This window comes from Larkinella soli, from assembly GCF_003703975.1.
In the GTDB taxonomy this organism is placed as follows: domain Bacteria; phylum Bacteroidota; class Bacteroidia; order Cytophagales; family Spirosomataceae; genus Larkinella; species Larkinella soli.
Map to the genome: position 1 here is coordinate 219,720 of NZ_QTJY01000003.1, position 21,891 is coordinate 241,610.

General features: G+C 59.8%; 26 protein-coding genes. 11 read left to right on the top strand and 15 right to left on the bottom strand.

Annotated features, from left to right (window positions below):
• Nucleotides 1–18 precede the first annotated feature (18 nt).
• The 3 genes from DX909_RS10680 to DX909_RS10690 all read left to right on the top strand — a co-directional run bounded on the left by DX909_RS10680 (nucleotide 19) and on the right by DX909_RS10690 (nucleotide 3,068).
• Nucleotides 19–1,044, top strand: a complete 1,026-nt coding sequence (locus DX909_RS10680; protein WP_128545162.1) for a zinc-binding dehydrogenase — start codon at nucleotides 19–21, stop codon at nucleotides 1,042–1,044.
• A gap of 323 nt (nucleotides 1,045–1,367) precedes the next feature.
• On the top strand, nucleotides 1,368–2,144 hold the full coding sequence (locus DX909_RS10685) for an SDR family NAD(P)-dependent oxidoreductase (RefSeq protein ID WP_128545163.1): 777 nt from the start codon (nucleotides 1,368–1,370) through the stop codon (nucleotides 2,142–2,144).
• A 39-nt stretch (nucleotides 2,145–2,183) separates the two neighbouring features.
• Entirely contained in the window at nucleotides 2,184–3,068 is an 885-nt protein-coding gene (locus DX909_RS10690; RefSeq protein ID WP_128545164.1) for a sugar phosphate isomerase/epimerase family protein, read from the top strand.
• A 13-nt stretch (nucleotides 3,069–3,081) separates the two neighbouring features.
• Here the strand turns inward: DX909_RS10690 and DX909_RS10695 are convergent, their stop codons facing one another.
• From DX909_RS10695 to DX909_RS10715, 5 genes are all read right to left on the bottom strand, one after another.
• Nucleotides 3,082–5,508, bottom strand: a complete 2,427-nt coding sequence (locus tag DX909_RS10695; RefSeq protein ID WP_128545165.1) for an ABC transporter permease — start codon at nucleotides 5,506–5,508, stop codon at nucleotides 3,082–3,084.
• Between the two features lie 113 nt (nucleotides 5,509–5,621).
• On the bottom strand, nucleotides 5,622–6,326 hold the full coding sequence (locus DX909_RS10700; protein ID WP_164851256.1) for a LytR/AlgR family response regulator transcription factor: 705 nt from the start codon (nucleotides 6,324–6,326) through the stop codon (nucleotides 5,622–5,624).
• Nucleotides 6,307–7,419 (bottom strand): sensor histidine kinase, encoded by a 1,113-nt coding sequence (locus tag DX909_RS10705; protein WP_128545167.1) that lies wholly within the window; start codon nucleotides 7,417–7,419, stop codon nucleotides 6,307–6,309. The genes DX909_RS10700 and DX909_RS10705 overlap by 20 nt, the downstream gene beginning before the upstream one ends.
• A 123-nt stretch (nucleotides 7,420–7,542) precedes the next feature.
• Entirely contained in the window at nucleotides 7,543–8,862 is a 1,320-nt protein-coding gene (locus DX909_RS10710; protein ID WP_128545168.1) for an MFS transporter, read from the bottom strand.
• 10 nt (nucleotides 8,863–8,872) lie between these two features.
• Entirely contained in the window at nucleotides 8,873–9,307 is a 435-nt protein-coding gene (locus DX909_RS10715; protein WP_128545169.1) for a DoxX family protein, read from the bottom strand.
• Between the two features lie 223 nt (nucleotides 9,308–9,530).
• Here DX909_RS10715 and DX909_RS10720 point away from each other — a divergent pair, with 223 nt between their 5' ends.
• Nucleotides 9,531–10,466, top strand: coding sequence for a ring-cleaving dioxygenase (locus tag DX909_RS10720; protein ID WP_128545170.1), 936 nt, complete (start codon nucleotides 9,531–9,533; stop codon nucleotides 10,464–10,466).
• A gap of 72 nt (nucleotides 10,467–10,538) precedes the next feature.
• Here DX909_RS10720 and DX909_RS10725 read toward each other — a convergent pair whose 3' ends face one another.
• Nucleotides 10,539–10,979, bottom strand: a complete 441-nt coding sequence (locus DX909_RS10725) for a response regulator (protein ID WP_128545171.1) — start codon at nucleotides 10,977–10,979, stop codon at nucleotides 10,539–10,541.
• 118 nt (nucleotides 10,980–11,097) lie between these two features.
• The gene (locus DX909_RS10730; protein WP_128545172.1) at nucleotides 11,098–11,457 is read right to left on the bottom strand and encodes a hypothetical protein; all 360 of its coding nucleotides are present in this window, start codon (nucleotides 11,455–11,457) and stop codon (nucleotides 11,098–11,100) included.
• 527 nt (nucleotides 11,458–11,984) lie between these two features.
• Between DX909_RS10730 and DX909_RS10735 the strand changes: the two genes are divergently transcribed.
• Nucleotides 11,985–12,224 carry a hypothetical protein gene (locus tag DX909_RS10735; protein WP_128545173.1) on the top strand — a complete coding sequence of 80 codons (240 nt, stop codon included), beginning with the start codon at nucleotides 11,985–11,987 and terminating at the stop codon, nucleotides 12,222–12,224.
• An 89-nt stretch (nucleotides 12,225–12,313) separates the two neighbouring features.
• Here the strand turns inward: DX909_RS10735 and DX909_RS10740 are convergent, their stop codons facing one another.
• A complete protein-coding gene (locus DX909_RS10740) occupies nucleotides 12,314–12,742 on the bottom strand; it encodes a YopX family protein (protein WP_128545174.1) in 429 nt (142 codons plus the stop codon).
• Between the two features lie 235 nt (nucleotides 12,743–12,977).
• Here DX909_RS10740 and DX909_RS10745 point away from each other — a divergent pair, with 235 nt between their 5' ends.
• Together DX909_RS10745 and DX909_RS10750 are read left to right on the top strand one after the other, a co-directional pair.
• Nucleotides 12,978–13,787 (top strand): XRE family transcriptional regulator, encoded by an 810-nt coding sequence (locus DX909_RS10745; protein ID WP_128545175.1) that lies wholly within the window; start codon nucleotides 12,978–12,980, stop codon nucleotides 13,785–13,787.
• Between the two features lie 72 nt (nucleotides 13,788–13,859).
• Nucleotides 13,860–14,996, top strand: a complete 1,137-nt coding sequence (locus DX909_RS10750) for a family 20 glycosylhydrolase (RefSeq protein ID WP_128545176.1) — start codon at nucleotides 13,860–13,862, stop codon at nucleotides 14,994–14,996.
• A gap of 11 nt (nucleotides 14,997–15,007) precedes the next feature.
• Here DX909_RS10750 and DX909_RS10755 read toward each other — a convergent pair whose 3' ends face one another.
• Nucleotides 15,008–15,694, bottom strand: a complete 687-nt coding sequence (locus DX909_RS10755; RefSeq protein ID WP_128545177.1) for a hypothetical protein — start codon at nucleotides 15,692–15,694, stop codon at nucleotides 15,008–15,010.
• Nucleotides 15,695–15,870: 176 nt separating this feature from the next.
• On the opposite strand from DX909_RS10755, the gene DX909_RS10760 reads away from it, so the two are divergent.
• On the top strand, nucleotides 15,871–16,149 hold the full coding sequence (locus DX909_RS10760; RefSeq protein WP_128545178.1) for a hypothetical protein: 279 nt from the start codon (nucleotides 15,871–15,873) through the stop codon (nucleotides 16,147–16,149).
• On the opposite strand, the gene DX909_RS10765 is transcribed toward DX909_RS10760, so the two are convergent.
• Nucleotides 16,127–16,621, bottom strand: a complete 495-nt coding sequence (locus DX909_RS10765) for a GtrA family protein (protein ID WP_128545179.1) — start codon at nucleotides 16,619–16,621, stop codon at nucleotides 16,127–16,129. The genes DX909_RS10760 and DX909_RS10765 overlap by 23 nt on opposite strands.
• Nucleotides 16,622–16,713: 92 nt before the next feature.
• A complete protein-coding gene (locus DX909_RS10770; protein WP_128545180.1) occupies nucleotides 16,714–17,586 on the bottom strand; it encodes a sugar phosphate isomerase/epimerase family protein in 873 nt (290 codons plus the stop codon).
• A 214-nt stretch (nucleotides 17,587–17,800) separates the two neighbouring features.
• Between DX909_RS10770 and DX909_RS10775 the strand changes: the two genes are divergently transcribed.
• Together DX909_RS10775 and DX909_RS10780 are read left to right on the top strand one after the other, a co-directional pair.
• Nucleotides 17,801–18,133: a hypothetical protein gene (locus tag DX909_RS10775; protein ID WP_128545181.1), complete on the top strand. Its 333-nt coding sequence runs from the start codon at nucleotides 17,801–17,803 to the stop codon at nucleotides 18,131–18,133.
• A gap of 150 nt (nucleotides 18,134–18,283) precedes the next feature.
• Nucleotides 18,284–18,538, top strand: a complete 255-nt coding sequence (locus tag DX909_RS10780; RefSeq protein WP_128545182.1) for a hypothetical protein — start codon at nucleotides 18,284–18,286, stop codon at nucleotides 18,536–18,538.
• 13 nt (nucleotides 18,539–18,551) lie between these two features.
• Here DX909_RS10780 and DX909_RS10785 read toward each other — a convergent pair whose 3' ends face one another.
• From DX909_RS10785 to DX909_RS10800, 4 genes are read right to left on the bottom strand one after another with little or no spacing between them, the layout of a single operon-like run.
• Entirely contained in the window at nucleotides 18,552–19,253 is a 702-nt protein-coding gene (locus tag DX909_RS10785; protein WP_128545183.1) for a DUF4097 family beta strand repeat-containing protein, read from the bottom strand.
• A gap of 12 nt (nucleotides 19,254–19,265) precedes the next feature.
• Complete coding sequence (locus DX909_RS10790) at nucleotides 19,266–20,042, bottom strand: DUF4097 family beta strand repeat-containing protein (RefSeq protein WP_128545184.1); 777 nt, start codon at nucleotides 20,040–20,042, stop codon at nucleotides 19,266–19,268.
• Nucleotides 20,043–20,084: 42 nt separating this feature from the next.
• Nucleotides 20,085–20,831: a HEAT repeat domain-containing protein gene (locus tag DX909_RS10795; protein ID WP_128545185.1), complete on the bottom strand. Its 747-nt coding sequence runs from the start codon at nucleotides 20,829–20,831 to the stop codon at nucleotides 20,085–20,087.
• Nucleotides 20,815–21,333, bottom strand: a complete 519-nt coding sequence (locus DX909_RS10800) for a GFO_1088 family ECF-type sigma factor (protein ID WP_128545186.1) — start codon at nucleotides 21,331–21,333, stop codon at nucleotides 20,815–20,817. Before DX909_RS10800 ends, DX909_RS10795 begins: the two co-directional genes overlap by 17 nt.
• A 197-nt stretch (nucleotides 21,334–21,530) precedes the next feature.
• On the opposite strand from DX909_RS10800, the gene DX909_RS10805 reads away from it, so the two are divergent.
• Nucleotides 21,531–21,878: a hypothetical protein gene (locus DX909_RS10805; protein WP_128545187.1), complete on the top strand. Its 348-nt coding sequence runs from the start codon at nucleotides 21,531–21,533 to the stop codon at nucleotides 21,876–21,878.
• The last annotated feature ends 13 nt before the right edge of the window (nucleotides 21,879–21,891 follow it).

The following is a 21,891-nucleotide window of genomic DNA, read 5'->3' on the forward strand; positions in this document are numbered from 1 at the left end:
GACAAAATTCGATCCATTATGAAATCTGCCGCCGTCGTTAATTTTGCTCCGGAGAAATATTCCGTCGAACTGCGTGAAATCGAAAAACCGTCTATCGGGGAAGAGGACGTGTTGCTGGAGGTCGCCAACGTCGGCGTCTGCGGCAGCGACCTCCACCAGTGGACCGCCGACCATAGCTGGCCGGTGAATTACCCCGTCGTGCTGGGCCACGAATTCGGCGGACACGTCGCCGAGGTCGGCAGTCGGGTGGTCGGGTGGAAGGAGGGCGACCGGGTGGTCAGCGAGACGGCGGCCGTCATCGACCCCAACAACCCCATGTCGCGCCAGGGCCGCTACAATCTCGACCCGACCCGCAAAGGCTTCGGCTACGGGGTCAACGGGGCCATGACCCGATACGTCCGCGTCCCGGCCCGCTGCCTCCACCGCGTTCCGGATCAACTGGCCTTCGAACAGGCCTGTCTGACGGAACCCTGCTGCGTGGCCTTCAATGCCGTGGTCGAAAACAGCCGTCTCAAACCCGGCGACCGCGTCATCGTGCTCGGTCCCGGCACCATCGGCATCCTCTGTGCGGCCATGGCCCGGCTCTGCGGGGCCGAAGTGGCCGTGGTGGGCCTGGAAGCCGACAAACACCGGATCGCCATTGCCGAACAGTACGGCTGCGAGGGCATCATCGGCGACGCCGGCGAGTGGGCCAGAGCCCGCGACGGCCTGGGGGCCGACTGCATCATCGATGCCGCCGGGGCCAGCATCACCCTGAAGCTCGCCATGCAGCTCGTCCGCCCGAACGGCCACATCACCAAGGTGGGTTGGGGGCCGCAGCCGCTGGGTTTCTCGCTCGACCCGCTCGTTCAGAAAAACGTCACCCTGCAGGGCAGTTTCAGTCACAACTGGCCGATCTGGGAGCGCGTCCTGGCCCTGCTCGCCAACGGGCAGCTCGACGTCAAACCCATCATCGGGGGCGTCTGGTCCCTCGACCACTGGCATGAAGCGTTCGAGAAGATGCATCGGGGCGAAGTGGTGAAAAGCGTGCTGAAGCCGGTTTGATTTTTTGATGGCTGAGCCGGTTTTGTTCTTCCGTCCGTTTTTGTCATCACGAGGAACGAAGAACCACCCCCAGCCCCCTCCCTGCTAACGAGGGGGTGGCTCCGCAGGGTTAATATCTGGCAGCGCTCTCCCCCTCCTTGACAAGGAGGGGCCGGGGGTGGTCCGGTGGTCCATGTTCCCCAGGATGACCATCCGACCTGGAAGCAAGAACCCTTCCTCAAACAACCCCCTGTAGGGGGCTTGGTGCTGCCAGCCAGGCATTGCGGAGCTAAGCCCCCTTCAGGGGGTTGGGGGTAAAAGCTGTACAGCCAAACCTGAAAACCATGCGTCTCGAACAGAAAGTCATCATCGTGACCGGAAGCTGCACCGGCATCGGGAAGGCCATCGCCAAACGGTGTGCGGAGGAGGGAGCGCGGGTGGTCGTGAACGGCCTGGAGCCGGAACTGGGCGAAGCCGTGGTGGCGGAGATCGGTCCGGACCGGGCCCGGCTGCGGATCGGAGATCTGACGGCCGAGGGCGTTCCGCAACGGCTGGTCGATACGGCCCTGGAAGCTTTCGGGCGGCTGGATGCGGTCGTGAACAATGCCGCCCTGGTGATCCCCTCCACGATCCAGACCACAGACCTGCCGTTTTTTCGGAAAATACTGGAAGTCAATACGCTGGCCCCTTTCGCGCTGATTCAGGCGGCTTTGCCCCATCTGCGCCGGACCCGGGGCTGCGTGCTGAATATCGGCTCCGTGAATGCCTACAGCGGGGAACCCGGCCTGCTGGCCTACAGCGTCTCGAAAGGGGCGCTGACGACCCTGACCCGCAACCTCGGCGATACGCTGCTGCGGGAGGAAGGGGTCCGGGTGAATCAGATCAACCCCGGCTGGGTGCTGACCGAAAACGAGGCCCGGCGCAAACACGAACAGGGGATGCCCTCCGACTGGTACCGCGATCTCCCTCCCTCCTTTGCCCCGGCCGGCCGGATTCTGTGGCCTTCCGAGATTGCCGCGGCCGCCGTCTACTGGCTGGGCGACGAGAGCGGCCCCGTGAGCGGGCAGGTCGTCGATCTGGAGCAGTATCCTTTTTTCGGACGAAACCCACCCAAAAACTAACCCCAACCCCTAAACTCCCAAACCCATAAACTCCCCACCATGCCCCACTTAGCCGCTTTCCCCAAAGCTTTTATGCAGGCCCTCTGCAAGGACGGCACCATGCGCGTCTCCGAATGGATCGAACTCGCCGTCCGGCTCGACATCGACGGTCTGGAATGGTACGCCGGTTTTCTGGAAATGGCCGACGAGTCCAACTGGCCGCGCTTTCGGCGGCAGGTTGAGGACCACGGCAAGGTCATTCCGATGATGTGCTGCTCGCCGGATTTCACCCACCCCGACGCCGGTTTCCGGGAGAAGGAAATCGCCAAACAGAAGCGATGGATCGACATGACCCATGCCCTCGGCGGTTCCTACTGCCGGGTCCTTTCCGGCCAGCGCCGGCCCGAACTGTCAATCGAAGAAGGCGTCCGACTGGCGGCCGACTGCATCGAAGCCTGCCTGCCCTACGCCCGGGAGCGCGGCATCACCCTCATCATCGAAAACCACTATAAGGACGACTTTTGGGAGTACCCGGAATTTGCCCAGAAGATGGACGTATTCTGCCGGCTCGTGGACCGGGTCCGGGATCCGAATTTCGGGGTCAATTACGACCCCAGCAACACTTACCTCGCCGGGGAGGACCCGCTCGAACTGCTCCGCCGGGTATCGGACCGGGTGGTGACGATGCACGCCAGCGACCGCTACCTCAAAGAGGGCACCATCGAGGACCTTCGGCGGGAAGAAAGCGGCTCGGCGGGCTACGTCAAGCGGCTCAGCCACGGCGAAATCGGCAAGGGGCTGAACGATTACGACGCTATTTTCACCGAACTGAAACGGGTCGGTTTCGACGGATGGATCAGCATCGAGGACGGCGTCGACGGGATGGACCAGCTCGAGCGCAGCGTGGCCTTCCTGCGCCGGAAAATGGCCCACTACTGGCCCTGAACTGGCCAGCGGTTCAGCGGGTTTTGAGGCTCTCGACCGGGTTGGCGAGGGCGGCTTTCAGCGATTGCCACGAAACCGTCAGCAGGGATACCGCCAGCACGGTGAGGCCCGCCACCCCGAACACCCACCAGGGAAACGGAATGCGGTAGGCGAAGTCGTCGAGCCAGCGGCCGGCGGCATACCAGCTGAGCGGGCCGGCCAGCAAGGTGGCCAGGATGACGAGCCGGACAAATTCCATCCCGAGCATCGCGACGATCTGAATCACGCTCGCGCCCAGGACTTTCCGGATGCCGATCTCCTTCGTGCGCTGCACCGTCATGAACGACGCCATCCCGAACAGGCCGAGGCAGGCCAGAAACAGAGCCAGACCGGTGAAATACCGGGCCATGCGGCCTAATTGCTGCTGCTGGTCGTAAAGCCGCCGGAACGACTCATCCTGGAAGAAATATTCGATGGGATAATCCGGCATCAGGCGGTTCCAGACGGCTTCGATGGCCTGAATGCTTCGGGATACCCGGCGGCCGTCCAGCCGGATGAACAGGTTGCGGTACGAAGCCGTCGAGTCGATGCCGAACACCATGCGGCCCAGCGGTTTCTGGAGGGATTCGAAATGAAAATCCCGCACGACCCCGATGATGCGGCCGGTTGGGCGGTTCGATGGACGGAACACGGCCCCAATCGGTTTTTTCAGGTGAAAATTGCGGACGACGGATTCCGTCACGATATAGCTTTCCGTATAATCGGAGGCATTATCGGGGAAGAAATTGCGGCCCTGAAGCAGCGGAATTCCCATCACTTCCAGAAACTCCGGCTCGATCTGCATCGTATTGACGAAGTTTTCGGGCCGCTCGAAGGGCATCTCCTCCGTCAGATACGGCCAGCTTCCCGGCGACCCGCCGATATAGGTCGACGCGCCCCCGATTTTAAGGATTCCAGCCTGTTTGAGCAGTTCGTTACGAAGCCGGTCGAACTGCGGCCGGTCGGCATTCCGCATCCGGACCACCAGCACCTGTTCGGGCCGGAACCCCAGGTCGGCACTTTGCAGAAAGGTCAATTGCCGGTCGATGACCAGCGCCCCGCAGAACAGGGCAATGGACACCACGAACTGCACCACTACCAGGCTTCGGCGGAGGCTCTGGCCGGTGCCGGCCGTCGCCCGGGCGCTTTTCAGGCCCTGCGTCGGCGCAAACCGGGCAATGGCCCAGGCCGGATAAGCCCCGGCCACCAGCCCCACCCCCAGCAGCAGCAGCGCATAGGCCGTCAGGGCCGGAAGCGTCAGCAGGTCGGTAAAGGCCACCGAACCGCCCACCACGGCGTTGAACGGCCCCACCAGTCCGTAAAGCAGTCCGACGGCCAGCGCACCGGCAAAACCGGTCAGCAGCAGGGATTCGGCCAGATGCTGGAGAACCAGATTGCGGGCCGTTGCCCCCATAATCTTGCGGATACCGGCCTCGGGCAGTCGTTCGGCGGAACGGGCCGTTGCCAGATTCACGAAATTCACGATGCCGAGCAGCAGAACCAATACGGCAATGGCTCCGAACACCGTCAGCTGGGTGGCCGGCACCGCCCGGACGATGTCCCAGTTCAGAACGGTGGTATGAATGTCGGTCAGGGGCTGGAGACGGTGGTGATAGCTTTTCAGATAATCGGTATTGGGCCGGCCGCGGGTGTGGGTCATCACCAGCTGGTAGATCTGCTTTTCCAGGGCGGGAACGGCGGTTTCGTCGGGCACCTGCACGTAGGTGAAGGCCATGGTATACATCCAGGTATTGAGCCATTCGGGGCGGCAGTGGGCGGGCCTCAGAAAGTCGAAAGCCAGGTGCGTGTTGTCCGGCACCTCCACCACCCCGGTCACGACCAGCGGGTCCCGGTTGTCGAGCATCAGGATTTTTCCGAGGGGGTTCTGCTCCCCGAAATACCGCCGGGCGGTCTGCTCACTCAACACCACCGCATTGGCCGCGCGGAGGGCCGTTTTCCGGTTACCGAGCAGAAACCGGAAGTCGAAAAAATCGAAAAAGGTTGAGTCGGCGTGCAGAATTTCCGTTTCGTAAAAACGGGAGTCGCTACTCCGCATCTCGTCTTTCCCGGAACGGAGGTTCCCCGCCCCCCGGCGCTGGATCAGGGTGGAATACGAGCCCATGCGGTTCGGGAAGAACACCCGCATCACTTTGGTCACCTGGGGCAGGTCCTGCGCAATATGAATCCCCATGGCCGAGGATGTTCCCGAATACCGGTTGCCGTTCCGGTCCTCAATGTTCGTGACCCGGTAGATCTGGTCGGCATGGTTGAAAAACCGGTCGTAGCTGAGTTCGCGCCGGATGTACAGGGCTACCAGCGTGAAGCACACCAGCCCGACGGTGAGGCCGGCCATTTCAATGCCGCTGTAGAATTTCCGTTTGAGCAGATTGCGCCACGCCAGGCGAAAATAGGTGCGGATCATCGGGGTTTCGGAGGGGATTGAACTCCACGCTCCGAAGTTGAATACCCGACGGTGTTTCCGAAAGAGATTTGCAGGGAACCCACCCTCTTTTGCAGGGAAAGCCGGAGGGGGCCTCAGCGTTCCAGAACGGCTTTCAGCCGGGACAGGCCCGCCCGGCTGACGGGCAGCGAAATGCCGTCCTGCGTCACGACGGCTTGGGCCGAAAGCGACCGGATCGCCCGCAGAGGAACCAGCACCGTGCGGTGTACGCGGACAAAGCCGGCCGGCCCGAGCTGCTCCTCCAGTTCGTTCATCGACTGCCGGAGCAGGTGTTTCCGCCCCCCGCTGAACAGGCAGGCATAATAGTCGAACGACCGGATGTAGTCGATGCGGTCGAGCGGAATCAGTTCCAGCCCCCGCCGGGTCCGGACCGGGATGGCCGACAACCCCGGCTCCGGCAGCCCGGTCAGGGCCTGCTGCCCCCGTACGTATAACTCGGCCCGTTCGAGGGTCTGAAAAAGGTCGTCGTCGGTATACGGTTTGAGCAGATAGTCGAAGGCTTTCACCTGGTAGGCCCGGAGGGCGTGTTCCTCGTGGGCGGTCACGAAGATCACCACCGGCCGGATGGTCCGGATCACTTCATCGAGCAGTTCGAAACCGTCGAGCTGCGGCATCTGAATATCGAGGAACAACAGATCGGGGCGGTGCTGCCGGATCTGTCCAACGGCCGCATTCCCGATGGCGTACGAGCCTGCCACCTCGACGGCAGGATGGCGGGCGAGCAGCCGGCAAAGCCCCTCCCGGGCCAGCGGCTCGTCGTCAATTACGCAGGCTTTCAAGGGCTTCGGGCTGTTCATCGGGGACGGACGTTTGAAAGGGAAGGCGGAGCGTCAGGCGGGTCCCGGCCCCAGGAGCGCTTTCGATCCGAAAGGCGGCCTCAGGGCCGTAGATTTTTTCCAGCCGCTGGACGGTATTGTTCAGGCCGATGCCCCGGCGCACGGTTTCCGGGTCGAAGCCGCAGCCGTTATCGCTCAGGACGACCTGCACGGACTGCCCGTCGGTCCGGATGCCGACTTCCAGCCGGCAGTCGGTCATCCGGCAGGCAAAGCCGTGCCGCAGGGCATTCTCGACCAGCGGCTGCAGAAGCAGGTCCGGAATCAGGGCGGAACGGCTCTCCGGCGAAACGGTGATTTCATACCGGAAACGGTTCTGGAACCGCACCTGCTCGATAGCGAGATAGCGCTTCAGGTTGGTCACCTCCCGTTCGACGGACACCTGCTGGGTGGCGCTGGTTTTGAGGTATTCGCGGAGGAGATGGCCCAGCGCGGCCAGGGTGCGGGTGGCCTGCTCCGGCTCCTGCACCCGGATGAGCATACTGACGGTATTCAGCGCATTGAACAGGAAATGCGGGTTCAGCTGCATCTTCAGGATCCGGAGTTCGGCTTCGGTAAGCTGTTTTTCCAGGAGCAGGGCCTGTTCGCGCCTGGCCCGGTAGCGGTCATGCCACTGCAGGGCGTTGACCAGCAGCAGCACCAGCCCGTACAGCACATACTGGAAAAAGAACCAGGCGCGGGAATAAACCGCCAGATGCCCCACGAACGTATCGGCTTCGCAGCACGAAAACCAGAGCCAGCGCACCGACCCCAGCACCCCGATGTGAAAAGCCGCAAAGGCGGTGGCGACGGCGAGGTGCAGCAGCCCCCGACTCAGCCGGTTATCGGCCCGGATCGGGAAGCGGTGGTTCAACCGGAAAATCAGCAGGCTATAGACGCCCCAGAGGGCAAAGTTGGGCAGTTGGTCGACGAGGGTTCCCCAGAAGTTGCAGGTCGTGCCCTCCAGCGAGAAGAAGAGGTATTGCTGGATGCCGTAAAGCAGCCCCAGCACCAGCCAGGCGGTGAACAGCCAGCGGGAAAGAAGTTTGTCGGTCAGCACGCAGATCGGAAGTTCGGAAACCGGAATCAGTCCGGAAAGTACGTCAAACCGGGCAGGAAACCAACGGATTCTCAGCCCATTGGCTGCATGAATCCGTCGGTTCGCTGCAAACCGGATGAACGGTTATTCCGAAACGGCCATTTCGGCGGTCGTCCGGGGGTAAATCTCCGCCAGTTTCCGGTAGGCACCGGAGCGTTTGGCGGCCAGCGTCACCAGCAGCCCGATCAGGCCGGTCATCGTAAACAGCAGCGCCAGGCCCCGGTCGCGGCCGGTGCCGAACCAGCCGCCGATCAGGTCGACGCCCCCGCCCGTGGTCATGAAGGGAATGAAAACATACTCGGCGATGGGTCCGATGAGAAAGGCCGTCACCGGGGCCGCCACCTGCTCCACGCTCTGGGCAAACCCGAAAACCCGGCCCTGGCGTTCGGGCGAAATCACCTTCTGGATGATGGTCTGCTCGGCCGCTTCCACCGCCGGGATCAGGCACAGGTACAGGAACATCCCGACGGAGAGCAGCACGATGGAGGCCTGAATGGTGAAGAAGACGCAGATGGTCCACATGGCGATGTTGCACATAAAGAGGGTCCGCAGCGGGCTGACGCCCAGCCCCCGCCGGGCCACCACGGCTCCGCCGATGATGAAACCGAGGCTCAGGAAACCCCAGAGGACACCCCAGACCTGCACCGACACCAGCGACAGCCCGTAGGCGTCCATCAGCGCCATGAACACCCCGCCCAGAAAGTTGTTGAACGTATTGAAAAAGATCAGCCCCAGCAGGCCCGGCACCTGCCTCAACGCCCGAATCGTCCCCCGGATGTCGATGGGGCCGCTGTCGCTTTCCGCCGGCTCGGCCCGTCCGTCCGGGAGGGACAGCAGCCGCAGGTGCAGCAGCACCAGCGTGGTCAGCACCACCGCCAGAATCAGCATCCAGCCCATTCCGAGAAAACCGATGACCATGCCGCTGAACAGGGACGCCACCAGAAAAGAGACCCCGTTGGCCGTCCCGACGAGGCCGTTGGCACGGTCGCGCTCCGCTTCCGGAACCAGGATCGTCACGAGGGTGGAGAGGGCGATGCTGCGGAGATTGCCGGCGATGGCCCCGGCCAGCCCCAGGATGATGAACACCCAGAGGGCCGGGCTGGCGGGGTTTTTAAAGACCTGTTCGGGCGTGAGGAAATAGATCAGCCCGGATACGACATACAGCCCCAGCGAAATCACGCTGGAGAGGGTCATGGCCGTCTTTTTGGAGTGACGGTCGACGATCGACCCCAGCAGAAAGCCGGAGACGGCGACGGTCCCCAGATAGACCCCCGCCATCACCGAAGTGGCTACGACCGATTTTGTTTCCAGATACACCCAGAAGGTGATGGCGAACCAGACGAAGGTGTTGGTCACCGATGCGACCAGCGTATTTCCGAGGATGGCATAAAATCGGTTGTTCATGGGTGTGGAGTCAGCGGAAGGCATAGCCGGCAGGCGCGGAAACGGACGCATCCGTCGGCTTCCGGTCCGGCTCCGCCTTTCCGGCTTTGAGACGTTTGTGGTAGTAAAAATACGAAGCAAATCCAAGCGCGATGAAGAAGGTGATGGGCAGCCAGTTGGCAGCCTCCTTTCCGCTGGAATAAATCGAGTAAGTGGCCCCCAGCAGGTCGTAGATCAGTCCGGCGTAGGCCCATTCCTTCAGGCGCGGAAAGCCGGGAACCAGGATGGCGATCACGCCGAGCAGTTTGGCAATGCCCACGAAAGGCAGCAGGTACGTGGGCAGGCCGATTTCCCGGAAGCCGTCGGCGGCCATCTGAACCATCAGAATATCGGGAACGGCGGAACCGAGCATCACGAAGGCGAACAATCCGGTGAGGATCCAGTAAGCAATTTTAGTCGTTTTCATGGGAAGAATGGTTATGGTTGAAAACTGATTCGGCTGCGGCTCGAAGCACAGAACAAATTTACCTCCTTTCTCCCACTCCGAGGGGGTGTAAAAACGGCAATCCTGCGGGCGGATTGCGGCAAATTAAACCGGCAAAAACCGGCCCGCCGAACCGGCTTGACGGCTTTTTTCGTAATTTGCCCGCCAGGCGGTTTTCAACCGTTCACCCTAACGCACTCTACGTATGGAAAACCAGATTCTCGGGCTGCACCACATCACGGCCATTGCCGCCGGCGCCCGTCGCAATTACGACTTTTATACCCGGGTTCTGGGCCTGCGGTTCGTGAAGAAAACCGTCAACTTCGACGATCCCGAAACCTATCACTTCTATTACGGCGACGAAGCCGGCTCGCCCGGAACCATCCTGACGTTCTTTCCCTGGGAGGGCATTGACAAAGGCCGCCGGGGGACCGGCATGGCTACCGAGATCGGTTACTCGGTGCCGGAGGGCAGCCTCGATTTCTGGCTGAAACGGTTCGGGGAGCACAACGTCCTGTTCAACAAGCCCACCCAGCGGTTCGGGGAAACCTACCTGCCCTTTCTCGACCCCGACGGCCTGAAGCTGGAACTGATCGTGTCGAAAACGCCGGATGCCCGCCGACCCTGGGCCACCGGAGAAATCGGGGCCGACGTCGCCACCCGCGGCTTCCACAACGTGACGTTGACCCTGGCCGACATCAAACCCACGGCCTATGTGCTGACGGAAATCTTCGGATACCGGCTCATCGACCAGCACGTGAACCGGTACCGGTATGCCACCTCCGCCGTGGAGAATGCCGCGCTGGTGGACCTGGTGGAGGTTCCGGGGGAGGCCGAGGGACTGGTGGCCGGCGGCACGGTGCATCACGTCGCCTTCCGGGTGAAGGACCAGGCCGTGCAGACGGCTTTCCGCGAGCGGATCGCCGAAGCCGGTCTTCAGGTGACCGACCGGATCGACCGGAATTATTTTTATTCGGTGTATTTCCGCGAACCGGGGGGCGTGCTGTTTGAGATTGCCACCGACTATCCCGGCTTTACCGTCGACGAGCCGCTGGCCGACCTGGGGACGCATCTGAAGCTGCCGGCCCAGTATGAATCCCATCGGGCGGAAATCGAGCAGGTGCTGCCTCCCCTAACCTGAGCGACGCTCCTTCCGCCTGCCGGATCAGTCTATACGAAAAAAGGAAGTTTCAATAAAAACCCGGCCCCCGGTTCAGTTATTGGGAAGGGCCGGGTTGATCTTTCCCGAGGGCCGGGGAGTGTCGATCCAGAACCTCCGGATATGATGCATCATATCGCGATACCCGTACAGATCGTCCGGTTTTGTCAGATAAGCGGTAGCGCCGGCTTCATAACACGCGGCCACGTCTTCCTCCGATGGCGACCCGGTATAAACGATCACCGGGATGGCCTGAAATCGTTTGTCCTTCCGCAAGCGCTTCAGGTGTTCGTACCCGCTTTCGACCGGCAGGTTAAGATCCATCATGACCAGCCCCGGCGGGGTTTCGGCGGTTTCCAGGTAATTCCAGAATTCGGCCCCGCTGTGAATGCACTGCAGAACCACATCGGGCCATTCTTTCACCACGACGGATGAAATCAGAACGCATTCTTCTTCATCGTCATCCAGCAACACAATCGTAAACGGCCTGTCCATGCCTACACTTCAAATGATTGATAACGTATAGACTATTTTCAGCCGTATTTGTTCATACATTTGAGCGAAAGCGATCGTACAGACGGCCAAAACCGTCCGGACCGGAAGGTGGTCGGTCTCAGCCGAATGCCCGGAAGCCGGGCGTCGTCGTACCCGAAACCTGCCGGAGAAGCTCCCGGATGTAGAGTTCCTCCTCCCTCAGCCTTACGTAATACTGTTCGAGATAGTCGTGCAGGGCGGTCTGGTCCTCCTGCGGTGGGGCGCTTTGCAGGCCGGTGAACAGGGCGACCAGTTCCTCCAGCAGATGTTGCCGGCCTTTTTCCAGCGACTCGGCCTCCTCGGCCGTCCGGGCTTTATCCTGAGTGACAAGCAGGGCATGATAGAGATCGAACAGTTCCTGCACCTGGTGGCTCCACTGCGGAAAATTCAGGCTTTGCATGGAGCTGTCGGTCGACAGCATCTGGAGTACGGATTCCATAAGGGTTTCAGGATAAAGGTTTGGACCAGAGTCAGGCCGAAAAGGGCAAAATTCATACCATGCCCGGACAAATGCCCGACCAGGGGGCGTTTTCCTATTATGCGGAGCCGTTTTCAGACACTTTTCCCCTCATGGTGTCGAATAATAAATTAAAGGAACCGACAACCGCGAAAACCGGTATCTTTCGGATGGGTGGCATGTGATTTGATACATTGCCGGACAACGGCCATAAACCGGTCGCCCTTGTAGCACTACTCTCCTGTTTTCACTTTTGAATCTGATTGTCGAACCATGCAGGCCAACTACCTGATCGGGATCTCTGCGCTCCTGTATGGCCTGCTGGCAGCATATTGGATTTACACCGCTTTCCAGAGGCCGGTCGCCCGCCACACGCAGGTTCGGCGGCTTGTGAAAGCCTGTATGTTCGGTTGTATGGCCGTGTTGCTGGGTTGGGCAACTCTGAGTTGCTGATAACCGGAAGTCTGCCCGAAAACCTTTTGGGCCAGGGCCGGCTTCTTTCTTAACCTATGAATGAGGAAATCTGGTTAGCCGTCCTGAAAGTTCTGCCGTCGGCGCTCACGATGCCGATCGTCATTTTTGAAACGGCCGAACAGGCCGGCCTCTGGTGGCAGGCGAACGACCCCCACGAAGGCCCGCTCTGGATCATGACCATGGACCAGAGCATCTACTGGATCGTAGGTGAGGAGGTGGGCAGACAGCTGCTGCAGCTGGGCTTCACCCGATGCCTGGAACCGACCCGGGTCTGATCGGCCCGACATTCCTTCAAACGGAAGCCGGACGCCCCGAGGGACGGTCCGGCTTTTTGATTTCATGGAAGGAAAGGGCGCGAAAGCGCTCAGGCCGCGTGCGAATAATACCGCTGCCGCAGCAGCTGAGGGTGTTCGTACCGGTTGCCCAGCACCCGGAGCTGGCGGGCGTGCAGAGCGCTCAGCGAAAAGGTGGGTACGTGGTGCAGACTGAGGGGCTGGAACAGCGCGTAGCCGCAGCGGTGGCTCGACCAGCCGATCTCGTAGATCCGGCCGTCCCACTCCACCAGGTCATTTTCGTACAGCAGCGTGCCTTCCCGGTCGGTCTGACCGATGGTGCGCATCAGCCGCCAGGAAAAAGCCGTCTGAAAGTTCTCCTCCTCGACGGGCGGAACCTGATTGATGAGGGCAATCGCTTCCTGGAGCCAGATCGTCAGAAAGGGTTCGCGGGTCAGGGGCAGCCCGGCCAGATAAAGCATCTGCTGCCCGTCCCAAATGCGGGATTGAATGGGTTGCATCGTTTTTCGAACAGTTAACAGGATGGTTTGGAGCAGCCGTTCAACCAGGGAACGACTGGATTAGACAGGTGTCTTTTGATATTGCAACCTACCAATTTCAGCCCAATTACGCAACTATTTTTAACATAAATCCGCCACTATTTTTAACATTTCGATTTAACCGCTTGGATAATACGGCAAAAAGAAGGATAATAGCATCGGCCGTCCGGCCCGGTCGGCCCAACCCGCAGAAACGATGAAATTATCCGATAACCTGGTTACCCTGCGTAACCATTACCAGATGAAACTGGAGGATGTGGCCGACCTGGTCAAAATCTCCCGCCAGACGCTGTCGAAATACGAAAAGGGCCAGGCGGACCCTCCGCTCGAAGTGGCCGCCCGCCTGGCCTCGCTGTACAAGGTAACGCTCGACCTGCTGACCCACCATGACCTCTCGAAGCTGTCGCCCCGGCAGGTCGGACAGCTGCTCGACGCTCCCGACCCCGGTCTGCGGGGCCAGACGCTTCACATCCGTGAACTGGTGCGGACCATCGGCGACGACAATGAGGAGAACATCGAACTGGTGCCGGTCAAGGCCGTAATGGGCTATTGCCAGGGCGGTTACGGCGACGAGGTGTTCATTGCCGAGTTGCCCTGGTTCCGCCTGCCGCTGCCCTTTATTTCCCGAAACCGCAAATACCGCCTGTTTCCGGCCGGCGGGGATTCCATGCTCCCCATCCCGTCCAATTCCTACGTGCTGGGGGAATACGTCGAAGACTGGTACAGCGTCAGGGACGGCACGGGCTGTGTGGTCATCAGCCAGGAGGGGATCGTGCTCAAGAAGGTCGACAACGAACTGGCGACCCACCGGCGGCTGGTGCTGCACTCGCTGAACCCCGCCTACGAACCCTACGCCATGCCCGCCGGAGAAATCCGTGAACTCTGGAAGTACGTGCTCTACCTGACCACCGACTTCCCGGATTCCGAACCCTCGATGGGTACGCTGCTGTCCGAACTCCGGAACCTCAAAACCGCCCAGGAGCGCCTGCTGCAAAAGCTGGAGTGAGCGGATGGTTTTAAAAATGGGGATTCCTTTTTAGATTCAGCGGTTGTTTGGCTCCTGTAAACCCAACCCTTCATGCGAACGCGTTTCCTTTGCCTGCTGCTCGCCGGCTGCCTGTCCTTCCTTACGTCTCAGGCCCAGGTACATCCGGACAGCCTGATGCCGGTGCGCGGCTTCTGCATCGGCTCGCCGAAGCCGGACCGCATCGACGAATTCGTCCGGTTCGTGGAAACCGAACTGGCGCCACGGAAAGTGAACACCCTGATCGTCCGAATCGATTTTAACTACCAGTACAAAAGCCATCCGGAGCTTCGCGACAGCGTCGCCCTCTCGAAACGGGATCTGAAAAAGCTGGTCCGGGCCTGCCGGAAGAACGGCATCCGGCTCATTCCGCAGATCAACCTGCTGGGCCACCAGTCGTGGGCCTCGAAAACCACGAACCTGCTGCGGGTCTACCCCCAGTTCGACGAAACTCCGCACGTGAAAATGCCGGAAAAATACGTCTGGCCGAATGAAGACGGCCTCTATTGCAAAAGCTACTGCCCGCTCCATCCGGAGGTCCATAAGGTGGTGTTCGAGTTGGTGGATGAAATCTGCGAGGTATGCGAAACCGATGCCTTCCATGCCGGGATGGATGAAGTCTTTTACCTCGGCGACGACAAATGCCCGCGCTGTTCCGGCCGCGACAAGGCGGAACTGTTCGCCGGGGAAGTCCGGACCATCCGCGACCACCTCGCCCGCGACGGCCGCAAACTCTGGATCTGGGGCGACCGGCTGATCGACGGCAAGGAAACCGGCATCGGCATGTGGGAGGCCAGCATGAACAACACCCACCGGGCCGTCGATCTGATTCCGAAAGACGTGATGATCTGCGACTGGCACTACGAACGCCCGGACCAGACACCGGTCCATTTCGCCATGAAGGGGCTGAAGGTGATGACCTGCCCCTGGCGGAAACCGAAAAATGCGGTGGCCCAGGCCCAGGATATGGTCCGTTTCCGGAATACGGCCACCAAAGTCATGAAAGACCGCTTTCATGGAATGATCCAGACGGTCTGGTCCGACGCGGGCACCTTCCTCGATGAGTTCTATGGCCGGAAACCCGCCCCCGCCGACGGCAATTCGCCGACCGCCTGTTTCAAGGCCCTGTACGACGAAATCGGCCGCCTGTCCGGACAGCCCGGCGCTCCGGCGGGGCAATCGGGTCATTAAAAGAATTCGGTTTACATTTCCGAGAAGGGAACAAGCCGGAAACGATACCGCAGGGTGATTCCGTCCGGAGTGGTATTGTCTTCGCGGGGGGTCGGTTTAATCCAGCCGGACCAGTCGGTGCTTTGGGTCGGGCGTTTCGGCAGGGCCAGGGAGAACCAGGTCGGGCGGTCGGGCAGAAATACCCGGACGGCCCATTCCTTCACCTCGAAAGGGACCGTGGCCCAGGGCAGGACCTCAAACGCCCCTTCTTTCCGGACCTCCGCGGAGGTGGGATAATCAAAATCCTGCCCGCCGACGTACAGAATCTCGACGGCATCCTGAATCGCCTTCCCTTTCAGCAGGGTCGTATCGGCACGAACCTCCACCTCCAGCACCGGCCGGTGGCCGTCGTAGTTCAGTTCCTGCGGCTGCCGGCTCAGGGCCATGAGTCCGGCGATGCCCCAGCCCAGCACCACCAGGCCGTCGGCGATCTGAACCGGGCGCAGGTAGGCCGGAAAAAGGTACCGGGGAACGAGGAACCAGCTCAGAAAAAAGCCGAGCAGGCCGGCGGCAATCCCCAGGTACAAACCGCCGAAGGCAATACCGAGGGTATCGTCCGGCCCGCTGCCCCGCTGCTGCCAGATCAGCCAGGCCACCAGCGTTCCCAGCAGGGAGGCCGCGCAGAGGCTGGTGACCAGCAGCGTCATCGTTCGTTCCATGGTTGAAGTAGCTAACTAAGTTTCCGGACGTGAAGGTAGTCCCTGGCTACCGGCCGGGGGAGCCGGAATCAACGGCAGGCGGCTGTGGGTGAACAACCGGCAAAAAAATAACGACCGAAGGTGATAACGGGGAGGCCCAAACGCGGATAGATGAGCGAACCTTATCTTCCAGAGCCATGAATACGCTCGAACGCCGGTTAGCGCAAACCACCTTTCTCAGCCTGTACACCAACGGCGAGTTTACGGTCGACATCGACCGGCCGTATCGCTCCGACAAGTATTCCGGATATTACGTCAGCGGCTCGGACGACCGGGTCCTGACCATTCCGATGCTCCGCAAACTGCTCAAGGACGGTATCTACGAAAACGGGTGCAGCCGTTTCCGGGTGCGGTCGGAAAGCGCCGGAAGCGGGGCCGGCAGCCCCCCGGAAGTCAGAGGTTCAGCAGGCGCTTGAGCTTTTCGTAGAAGCCGGTGTTGCGGAAGGTAAAGGTCTTGTGCAGGATGTAGTTGCTGATGAAGCTCAGGCCCATCCCGGCCGTATGTGAAACCAGCTTATTGACGTTGACGACCTTGACCGAGAACGGAATCACGAAGGAGAAGACCCCCAGCGAGGCCGTCGAAGCCGAATACAGCAGCGAGGAGCCGTACACCGTGATGATGCAGGAAATGACCGACACCATGGCGAATTTCGTCATTTCGCGCCGGGTTTTGGTCGAGTTCCGCGCGTTGAAGGCAAACAGCTTGGTCAGGAAAAAACCGATGAAAAACGAAGTGACGTAGCCGATTAACAGAGCCTGTTCGTAAGTGACCGGGAACCATTCCTGCGTCAGGGTCCCGACCAGCAGTTGTAAGGAAGCACCAATCGCAGCGACAATAAAGTAAGCAATGACATCCTTTCGGTTAAATAACTCGTTTTTCTCTTTCATCCGTAGGGTGGAACAAGGCAGCAAAATAAATGAAATAAAATGGAAAAGTGGCGTTGCCGGTCCGGCAACGCCACTTTTCCATTTCGATTTGCCTACACACTCAGTTTCTGGACGTTGGCGTAGCTGACGGCGATGGCCTCCATCGGAGTCCCTTTGACCACGGCATCCTGCTCCACGAAGAAATGTTCGATTCCGGCGGTTTTGCGGGCGTCCAGAATCCGCTGGAAGTTGATCGAACCGGTGCCGACTTCGGCAAACTCCCGTTTCTCGGTTTTGGCCATATCCTTCAGGTGGACCAGCGGGAAACGACCGGGATGCTGTTTAAACAGTTCGATGGGGTCCTTTCCGGCGAAGACCGTCCAGTACAGGTCGAGTTCCATTTTGACCAGCTTCGGGTCGGTCTGCTTCAGCAGAATATCGTAGGGCAACTGGCCGTCGATGGCCTGAAATTCGAAATCGTGGTTGTGGTATCCGAACTGAATCCCGGCTTTTTTCGCCACCTCGCCCGACTGGTTGAACAGTTCGGCGAAGCGTTTGTAGTCGTCGAGGGTCTTGCGTTCGTTCGGAAACAGGAAGGCGCACATCATGTACTTCTGCCCCAGTTCGGCCGCGTGGTCGACGGCCCGGCTCCAGTCGGCCTTCAGGTTCGCCGGCATGTAGTGGCCGCTGGGGCTGCTCATGCCCATACCGGCGATCAGCGATTTGAACTCTTTCGGGGTTTTTCCGAAAAATTTGCCGTCGGCATAGCCGAAGGTTTCCAGTTCCTTATACCCGATTTCCGAGACTTTTTTCAGCGTCCCCTCCAGGTCTTTCGGCAATTCGTTTCGCAGGGTATAGAGTTGCAGGCCCACTTTTTTCATCGTGGCCCGCGGTCCGGCTTCCAGTTTCGTCAGGAAGGGCGTCGCGAGGGCGAGCCCGAGACCCCGCAGAAAGTCTTTGCGGGATAGGTTGGAGGCAAGTGCCATGAGTGTAGGAATGTTAGCGTCAAAATAGACGGAAATGTACGACCGGATGAACCAGAATTTCAATATCCTCACTCATTTTTTGACTTCCATTCGGTTTTATCGAAAAAGAATATGAATTTTTATCACCGGATGGTATTTATAATAAAAAATTTTGAACTTTAGATAACTACCGCGGGAAATTCAGGTTACCGTAAAGGAATGTTAATTTATTATTATGAAGTTTTTTGTGCCCGGCACGAAGGATGAAAAAGAAGCGGAAAACGTGTATTCCATCCTTCGTAAAAACATGGTTAAGAAAGGGTATCAGCCCAATGATTCCCGCATTTATGAAATTGAATTCGACGACAACGGGATGCGCCTGACCGAGACGGTGGGAAAACCATCGTCCTCCGCCGGCGAGTCCGTGGTGGCCATCTTCAATTCCGGTGACCTCTACCTCATCTGCACCACCAACCGGGGCGTCCTGCGGGGCCTGCCCATGCTGGCGGGTGAATGGGCGATTGTCCGGGTTGAAACCTTCGAGTCCGAAACGTCCTCTGTCCTGTAGACGGCCGGCTTCCCCGGCCCGGTGAACCAAACGATCTCCTTCCCGCCAATTTCCATCATCCCACCGATTTCCGTAAGCAAGAACGTCCGCGGTGACCAGCCGCGGCAGCAAGAGTCCAGGTCTAACCCAACACCATAAAGGAATCTGTGTATGTATCTGAGGTTCGCGGCTTTATCGGCAGAGGAGGAATACCTTCACGGCGCCTTCTGCATGGAAGAAATTGAACTGGCCATGGAAATCCTGAACCTGTATGTCAACGAAGGGCATACGCTGTTTCAGGCATCCCTGGAAGAATCGGGGAAGGAAATACCCCTCCCCCTGGAAGCATTTGACGGTCAACCGATCCGGATTTATATGCAGCAGCTGCAGGAAGAGTGGAACCAGGTCCTGAGCCTGAGCCACTGAAACCGGCGGGCGGCTACCGGGTTTTTCGCAGATAGACGTTGTTGCTGATCGATTCGAGCCGGACTTCCGGCCCGCCCCCGTTGATCGTGCCTTCGAGCTGGTATCCGACGATCGGGTTCTTTTTCGGCTCCTTCGGGAAGCTGATCGCCAGGTCGGTATAGGCCTCCCCGGTGATGGTTTTCATGGCCACGTTGGCGCCCCGGTTGCCCGGCCAGCCCATGTCCACGAAACCACTGATGGTTTTGGCGTGAACCGGCGCCCCGGCGGAGCCCTGGATCTCGATGTTGCCGTTGATGGTTTCGATCTTCAGCCCGGCTTCTTTCGGCACGTAGACGTCGTAGTTGATCCGGGAGCAGATGTAATGGTTCTGGCCGTCCCGGTCGGTTCGCCAGGTAGACGCATTCCCGGGGCAGTCTTCGGCCCGGCCCTCCTTGATCTTTTCGCGGTCGAAGTCGGTTTTAACGCTGATTTCCCGCTCGTTCATGGCGGTTTCCACCAGAAAGGCGTCGTTCAGGCGCCCACCGTTGACCTCCACGGCCATCCGGACGGACACCTCCGGTTTATCCCAGTAGCGGACCCGAATGCTGTCGCCGAACTTCAGGTTCATATTGACCTCCCGGCCCGTCACGTAGGGCAGCTTTTTTTCGATGATCTTCTGGGCGAAAAGCGGTCCGGCCAGCAGGCAGATCAGGGGGAGTAATAGGTATCTTTTCATGGGTTCGGGCCTTTACTTTTGCTTGCGGATGTAGATATTGCTGCTGATCGTGTTGAGCTGAATGTCGACGCCCCCGCCGTTGGTCGTTCCGGAGATCACCTGCCCTCCTCCCACCCGCGACAGGCCGTCGCGGCCGCCTTTCAGATTCAGGTCGAAATCCGTAAACATCTCCCCCTGGATGGACCGCAGCCGAAGGTTGGTTTTGGCCGAAGCCGGCAGGGAAACGTCGATCATGCCGTTGACCGTCGAAATGGCGCTCGGTTTTTCCTGGTTCAGGGCCGAATACGCCACCCGGACCTCCCCCGAAGTGGTGTTGGCCACGATGGGGCCGGTGACGTTTTCCAGTTCGATGGCCGCGTTGTGCGTCCGGACTTCCAGGTCGCCTTCCATGCCCGTGATGTGGATTTTGCCGCCCTGCCAGTTGATCTGCTCATACAGGAGCGCCACCCGTCTGGGCACCCGGATGGTGTAGCTGACGGCCTTGCGGTTGGCTTTTTCGATCTTGACGTTGCCGCCCTCCTGGGTCACCGCCAGCCCGATGCCGGTATTGTCCATCGGCGAATACAGCGGCTTCAGCCCTTTGGCGCGCTCGGGAGGTTCCTGAAAACCGGCCCCGCGGACGACCACCTCGTCGCCGTCGTAGCCTTCGATCCGGATCTCGCTCTGATCCATCTGGATCGATACTTTCCGGTCCTTGTTGTTTCCCAGTTTCACCTTGTATTCCTTGGTTTCCTGGGCACTTACACTGCCCCACCAGAGGGCACAGCTTACCAGCAGAAGCTTTTTCATCGGCTTTCGATTAACGGATTGTTTATTTACTGTTCGGAATGGTCAGATCAGTCGGCTCAGGCCCTCTTCGGCCTTCATCCGCACGGCTTTGATAATCTGCTCGTTGCGGGCCATACGCTGGATTTCGCGGGCCGCCCGCTTCTCCCGGATCACCACCAGGGCCTCGATGAGTGAAATCTGGACGTTCGGGTCGGTCTGAACCTTCAGAGACTGGATCAGGGCCTCCCGCACGCCGGGTTCATCACGGAACCGGAGCAGGGCCTGGCAGGCCGCCAGCCGGACGTTGACGTTGGCGTCCGAATTCAGGGCGTTTACCAGCAGCAGGGTGATTTCCTGATCGGCCCGGTCGAGTTCCATGCTCTGATATACCGCCTGAATCCGCTCGCTGGCCGAGGTCTGCATGACGCGGTCATACCGGAGAACGGTTTTCAGGTCCTCGGCGGCCGAAGCCGTCTGCCCCTCCCCGGCCGGAGAGGTTCGCGCGGAATACAACATTCCCCCGAAGAAGCCCAGCAGCAGCAGCGTCAGCCCGGCGGCCACCCGCAGGCCCCAGCGGACCAGCGGACGGATGCGGCTTTCCGCCCCCACCCGGTCCGCAAACCGGCTACCGACGGCCGGCGAGGGATGCTCCTGCCGAAAATCGGTGTAGTGCTGAAACGGGGCGGCATGGTCTTTCAAATGCGCCGGCACGGCTTCGCTCCGGAAAAACTCCCGCAGAAGTTTTTCTTCCTCCAGCGTGGTTTCGCCCTCGTAATAGCGTTCCAGCAGTTTTTCAATGTCCGGCTTCATAGTTGTTGGCCTTTAGGTAATTTTCGCGCACGCTCTTTCTCGCCCTCGACAGAATGACCCGGATGTTATTGACGGTCAAACCGGTCACCTCCTCGATTTCCTCGAACGAATACTCCTCCACGTCACGCAGGTGCAGGATCAGCTTCTGGGGTTCCGGCAGCGCATCGACAAACCGCATCATCAGCCCGGCGCTGTCGGCCAGTTCGGTCTGGCGGTAGGGCGAAACCGTGGCCGCCTGAAGGTTCTCCAGGAGAGCGCCGTCGTCCATCGGCCGACCGGCCCGGGTTTTTAACCGGTCGAGGCAGAGGTTTCGGGTCATCTGTACGGCCAGGGCCTCCACGCTGCGGTAGGCATCGAGCTGGTGGCGGTTCATCCAGAGCTTCATCAGAACCTCCTGCAACGCATCCTCGGCCTCCTCGCGGTTGCGAAGAAACAGTTTGGCCAGCCGGAAAAGCCGGCCCTGGACGGGAAGGATCTGTTGTTTAAAGGTCTGGAGGTCCATTTCAACCGCAAAGACGACGGTCGGAGCGAAACATTACAACCGGGGAGAAAAAAATTTTCGGAGCAGGCGAAAAAGCTGGTCCGGGTGGCCTCAGAGCCTGGTTAATAACCGGATAATAACAAGCGGAAACTTTTAGGCAACAGGGAATGCTTCCGGCTCACTTTTTGTAACCGTTTCTTATTGAAACGATTGCGGATATGACACCCTCCCCCAAAACCGGACAGTATTTTTTCATCGGCGGACAGGCCACCCGGGTCACCCCGGAACACCTCCGGTCGAACACCCCGCTTCTTCCGATTCCGATTACCCGGCTCTGGCTGGTCGGTTTCGGTTTTCGGCCCGAACCGACGGATGGGACCTGGACGCTGGACGACGCCCGTCTGATTCCCGACCGCAGGTTTTATATCTGTCACCGTTCCCGGCGGCATTTTCAGTATGTCCATGAACTGCAGGACTGGTACCAGGCCCGTTACAAGGCACCCCTCGTTCTGGGTAACCGCCCGAAAACGGCCCGCCAGCCCCTGAAATACGCCATTACGCTCTGACCGGCCCGGCGTC

Coding starts and splice junctions, on each gene's coding strand:
- DX909_RS10680 (WP_128545162.1), top strand. CDS start 19: ATGAAATCTGCCGCCGTCGTTAATTTTGCTCCGGAGAAATATTCCGTC.
- DX909_RS10685 (WP_128545163.1), top strand. CDS start 1,368: ATGCGTCTCGAACAGAAAGTCATCATCGTGACCGGAAGCTGCACCGGC.
- DX909_RS10690 (WP_128545164.1), top strand. CDS start 2,184: ATGCCCCACTTAGCCGCTTTCCCCAAAGCTTTTATGCAGGCCCTCTGC.
- DX909_RS10695 (WP_128545165.1), bottom strand. CDS start 5,508: ATGATCCGCACCTATTTTCGCCTGGCGTGGCGCAATCTGCTCAAACGG.
- DX909_RS10710 (WP_128545168.1), bottom strand. CDS start 8,862: ATGAACAACCGATTTTATGCCATCCTCGGAAATACGCTGGTCGCATCG.
- DX909_RS10715 (WP_128545169.1), bottom strand. CDS start 9,307: ATGAAAACGACTAAAATTGCTTACTGGATCCTCACCGGATTGTTCGCC.
- DX909_RS10720 (WP_128545170.1), top strand. CDS start 9,531: ATGGAAAACCAGATTCTCGGGCTGCACCACATCACGGCCATTGCCGCC.
- DX909_RS10725 (WP_128545171.1), bottom strand. CDS start 10,979: ATGGACAGGCCGTTTACGATTGTGTTGCTGGATGACGATGAAGAAGAA.
- DX909_RS10730 (WP_128545172.1), bottom strand. CDS start 11,457: ATGGAATCCGTACTCCAGATGCTGTCGACCGACAGCTCCATGCAAAGC.
- DX909_RS10735 (WP_128545173.1), top strand. CDS start 11,985: ATGAATGAGGAAATCTGGTTAGCCGTCCTGAAAGTTCTGCCGTCGGCG.
- DX909_RS10740 (WP_128545174.1), bottom strand. CDS start 12,742: ATGCAACCCATTCAATCCCGCATTTGGGACGGGCAGCAGATGCTTTAT.
- DX909_RS10745 (WP_128545175.1), top strand. CDS start 12,978: ATGAAATTATCCGATAACCTGGTTACCCTGCGTAACCATTACCAGATG.
- DX909_RS10750 (WP_128545176.1), top strand. CDS start 13,860: ATGCGAACGCGTTTCCTTTGCCTGCTGCTCGCCGGCTGCCTGTCCTTC.
- DX909_RS10755 (WP_128545177.1), bottom strand. CDS start 15,694: ATGGAACGAACGATGACGCTGCTGGTCACCAGCCTCTGCGCGGCCTCC.
- DX909_RS10760 (WP_128545178.1), top strand. CDS start 15,871: ATGAATACGCTCGAACGCCGGTTAGCGCAAACCACCTTTCTCAGCCTG.
- DX909_RS10765 (WP_128545179.1), bottom strand. CDS start 16,621: ATGAAAGAGAAAAACGAGTTATTTAACCGAAAGGATGTCATTGCTTAC.
- DX909_RS10770 (WP_128545180.1), bottom strand. CDS start 17,586: ATGGCACTTGCCTCCAACCTATCCCGCAAAGACTTTCTGCGGGGTCTC.
- DX909_RS10775 (WP_128545181.1), top strand. CDS start 17,801: ATGAAGTTTTTTGTGCCCGGCACGAAGGATGAAAAAGAAGCGGAAAAC.
- DX909_RS10780 (WP_128545182.1), top strand. CDS start 18,284: ATGTATCTGAGGTTCGCGGCTTTATCGGCAGAGGAGGAATACCTTCAC.
- DX909_RS10785 (WP_128545183.1), bottom strand. CDS start 19,253: ATGAAAAGATACCTATTACTCCCCCTGATCTGCCTGCTGGCCGGACCG.
- DX909_RS10790 (WP_128545184.1), bottom strand. CDS start 20,042: ATGAAAAAGCTTCTGCTGGTAAGCTGTGCCCTCTGGTGGGGCAGTGTA.
- DX909_RS10795 (WP_128545185.1), bottom strand. CDS start 20,831: ATGAAGCCGGACATTGAAAAACTGCTGGAACGCTATTACGAGGGCGAA.
- DX909_RS10800 (WP_128545186.1), bottom strand. CDS start 21,333: ATGGACCTCCAGACCTTTAAACAACAGATCCTTCCCGTCCAGGGCCGG.
- DX909_RS10805 (WP_128545187.1), top strand. CDS start 21,531: ATGACACCCTCCCCCAAAACCGGACAGTATTTTTTCATCGGCGGACAG.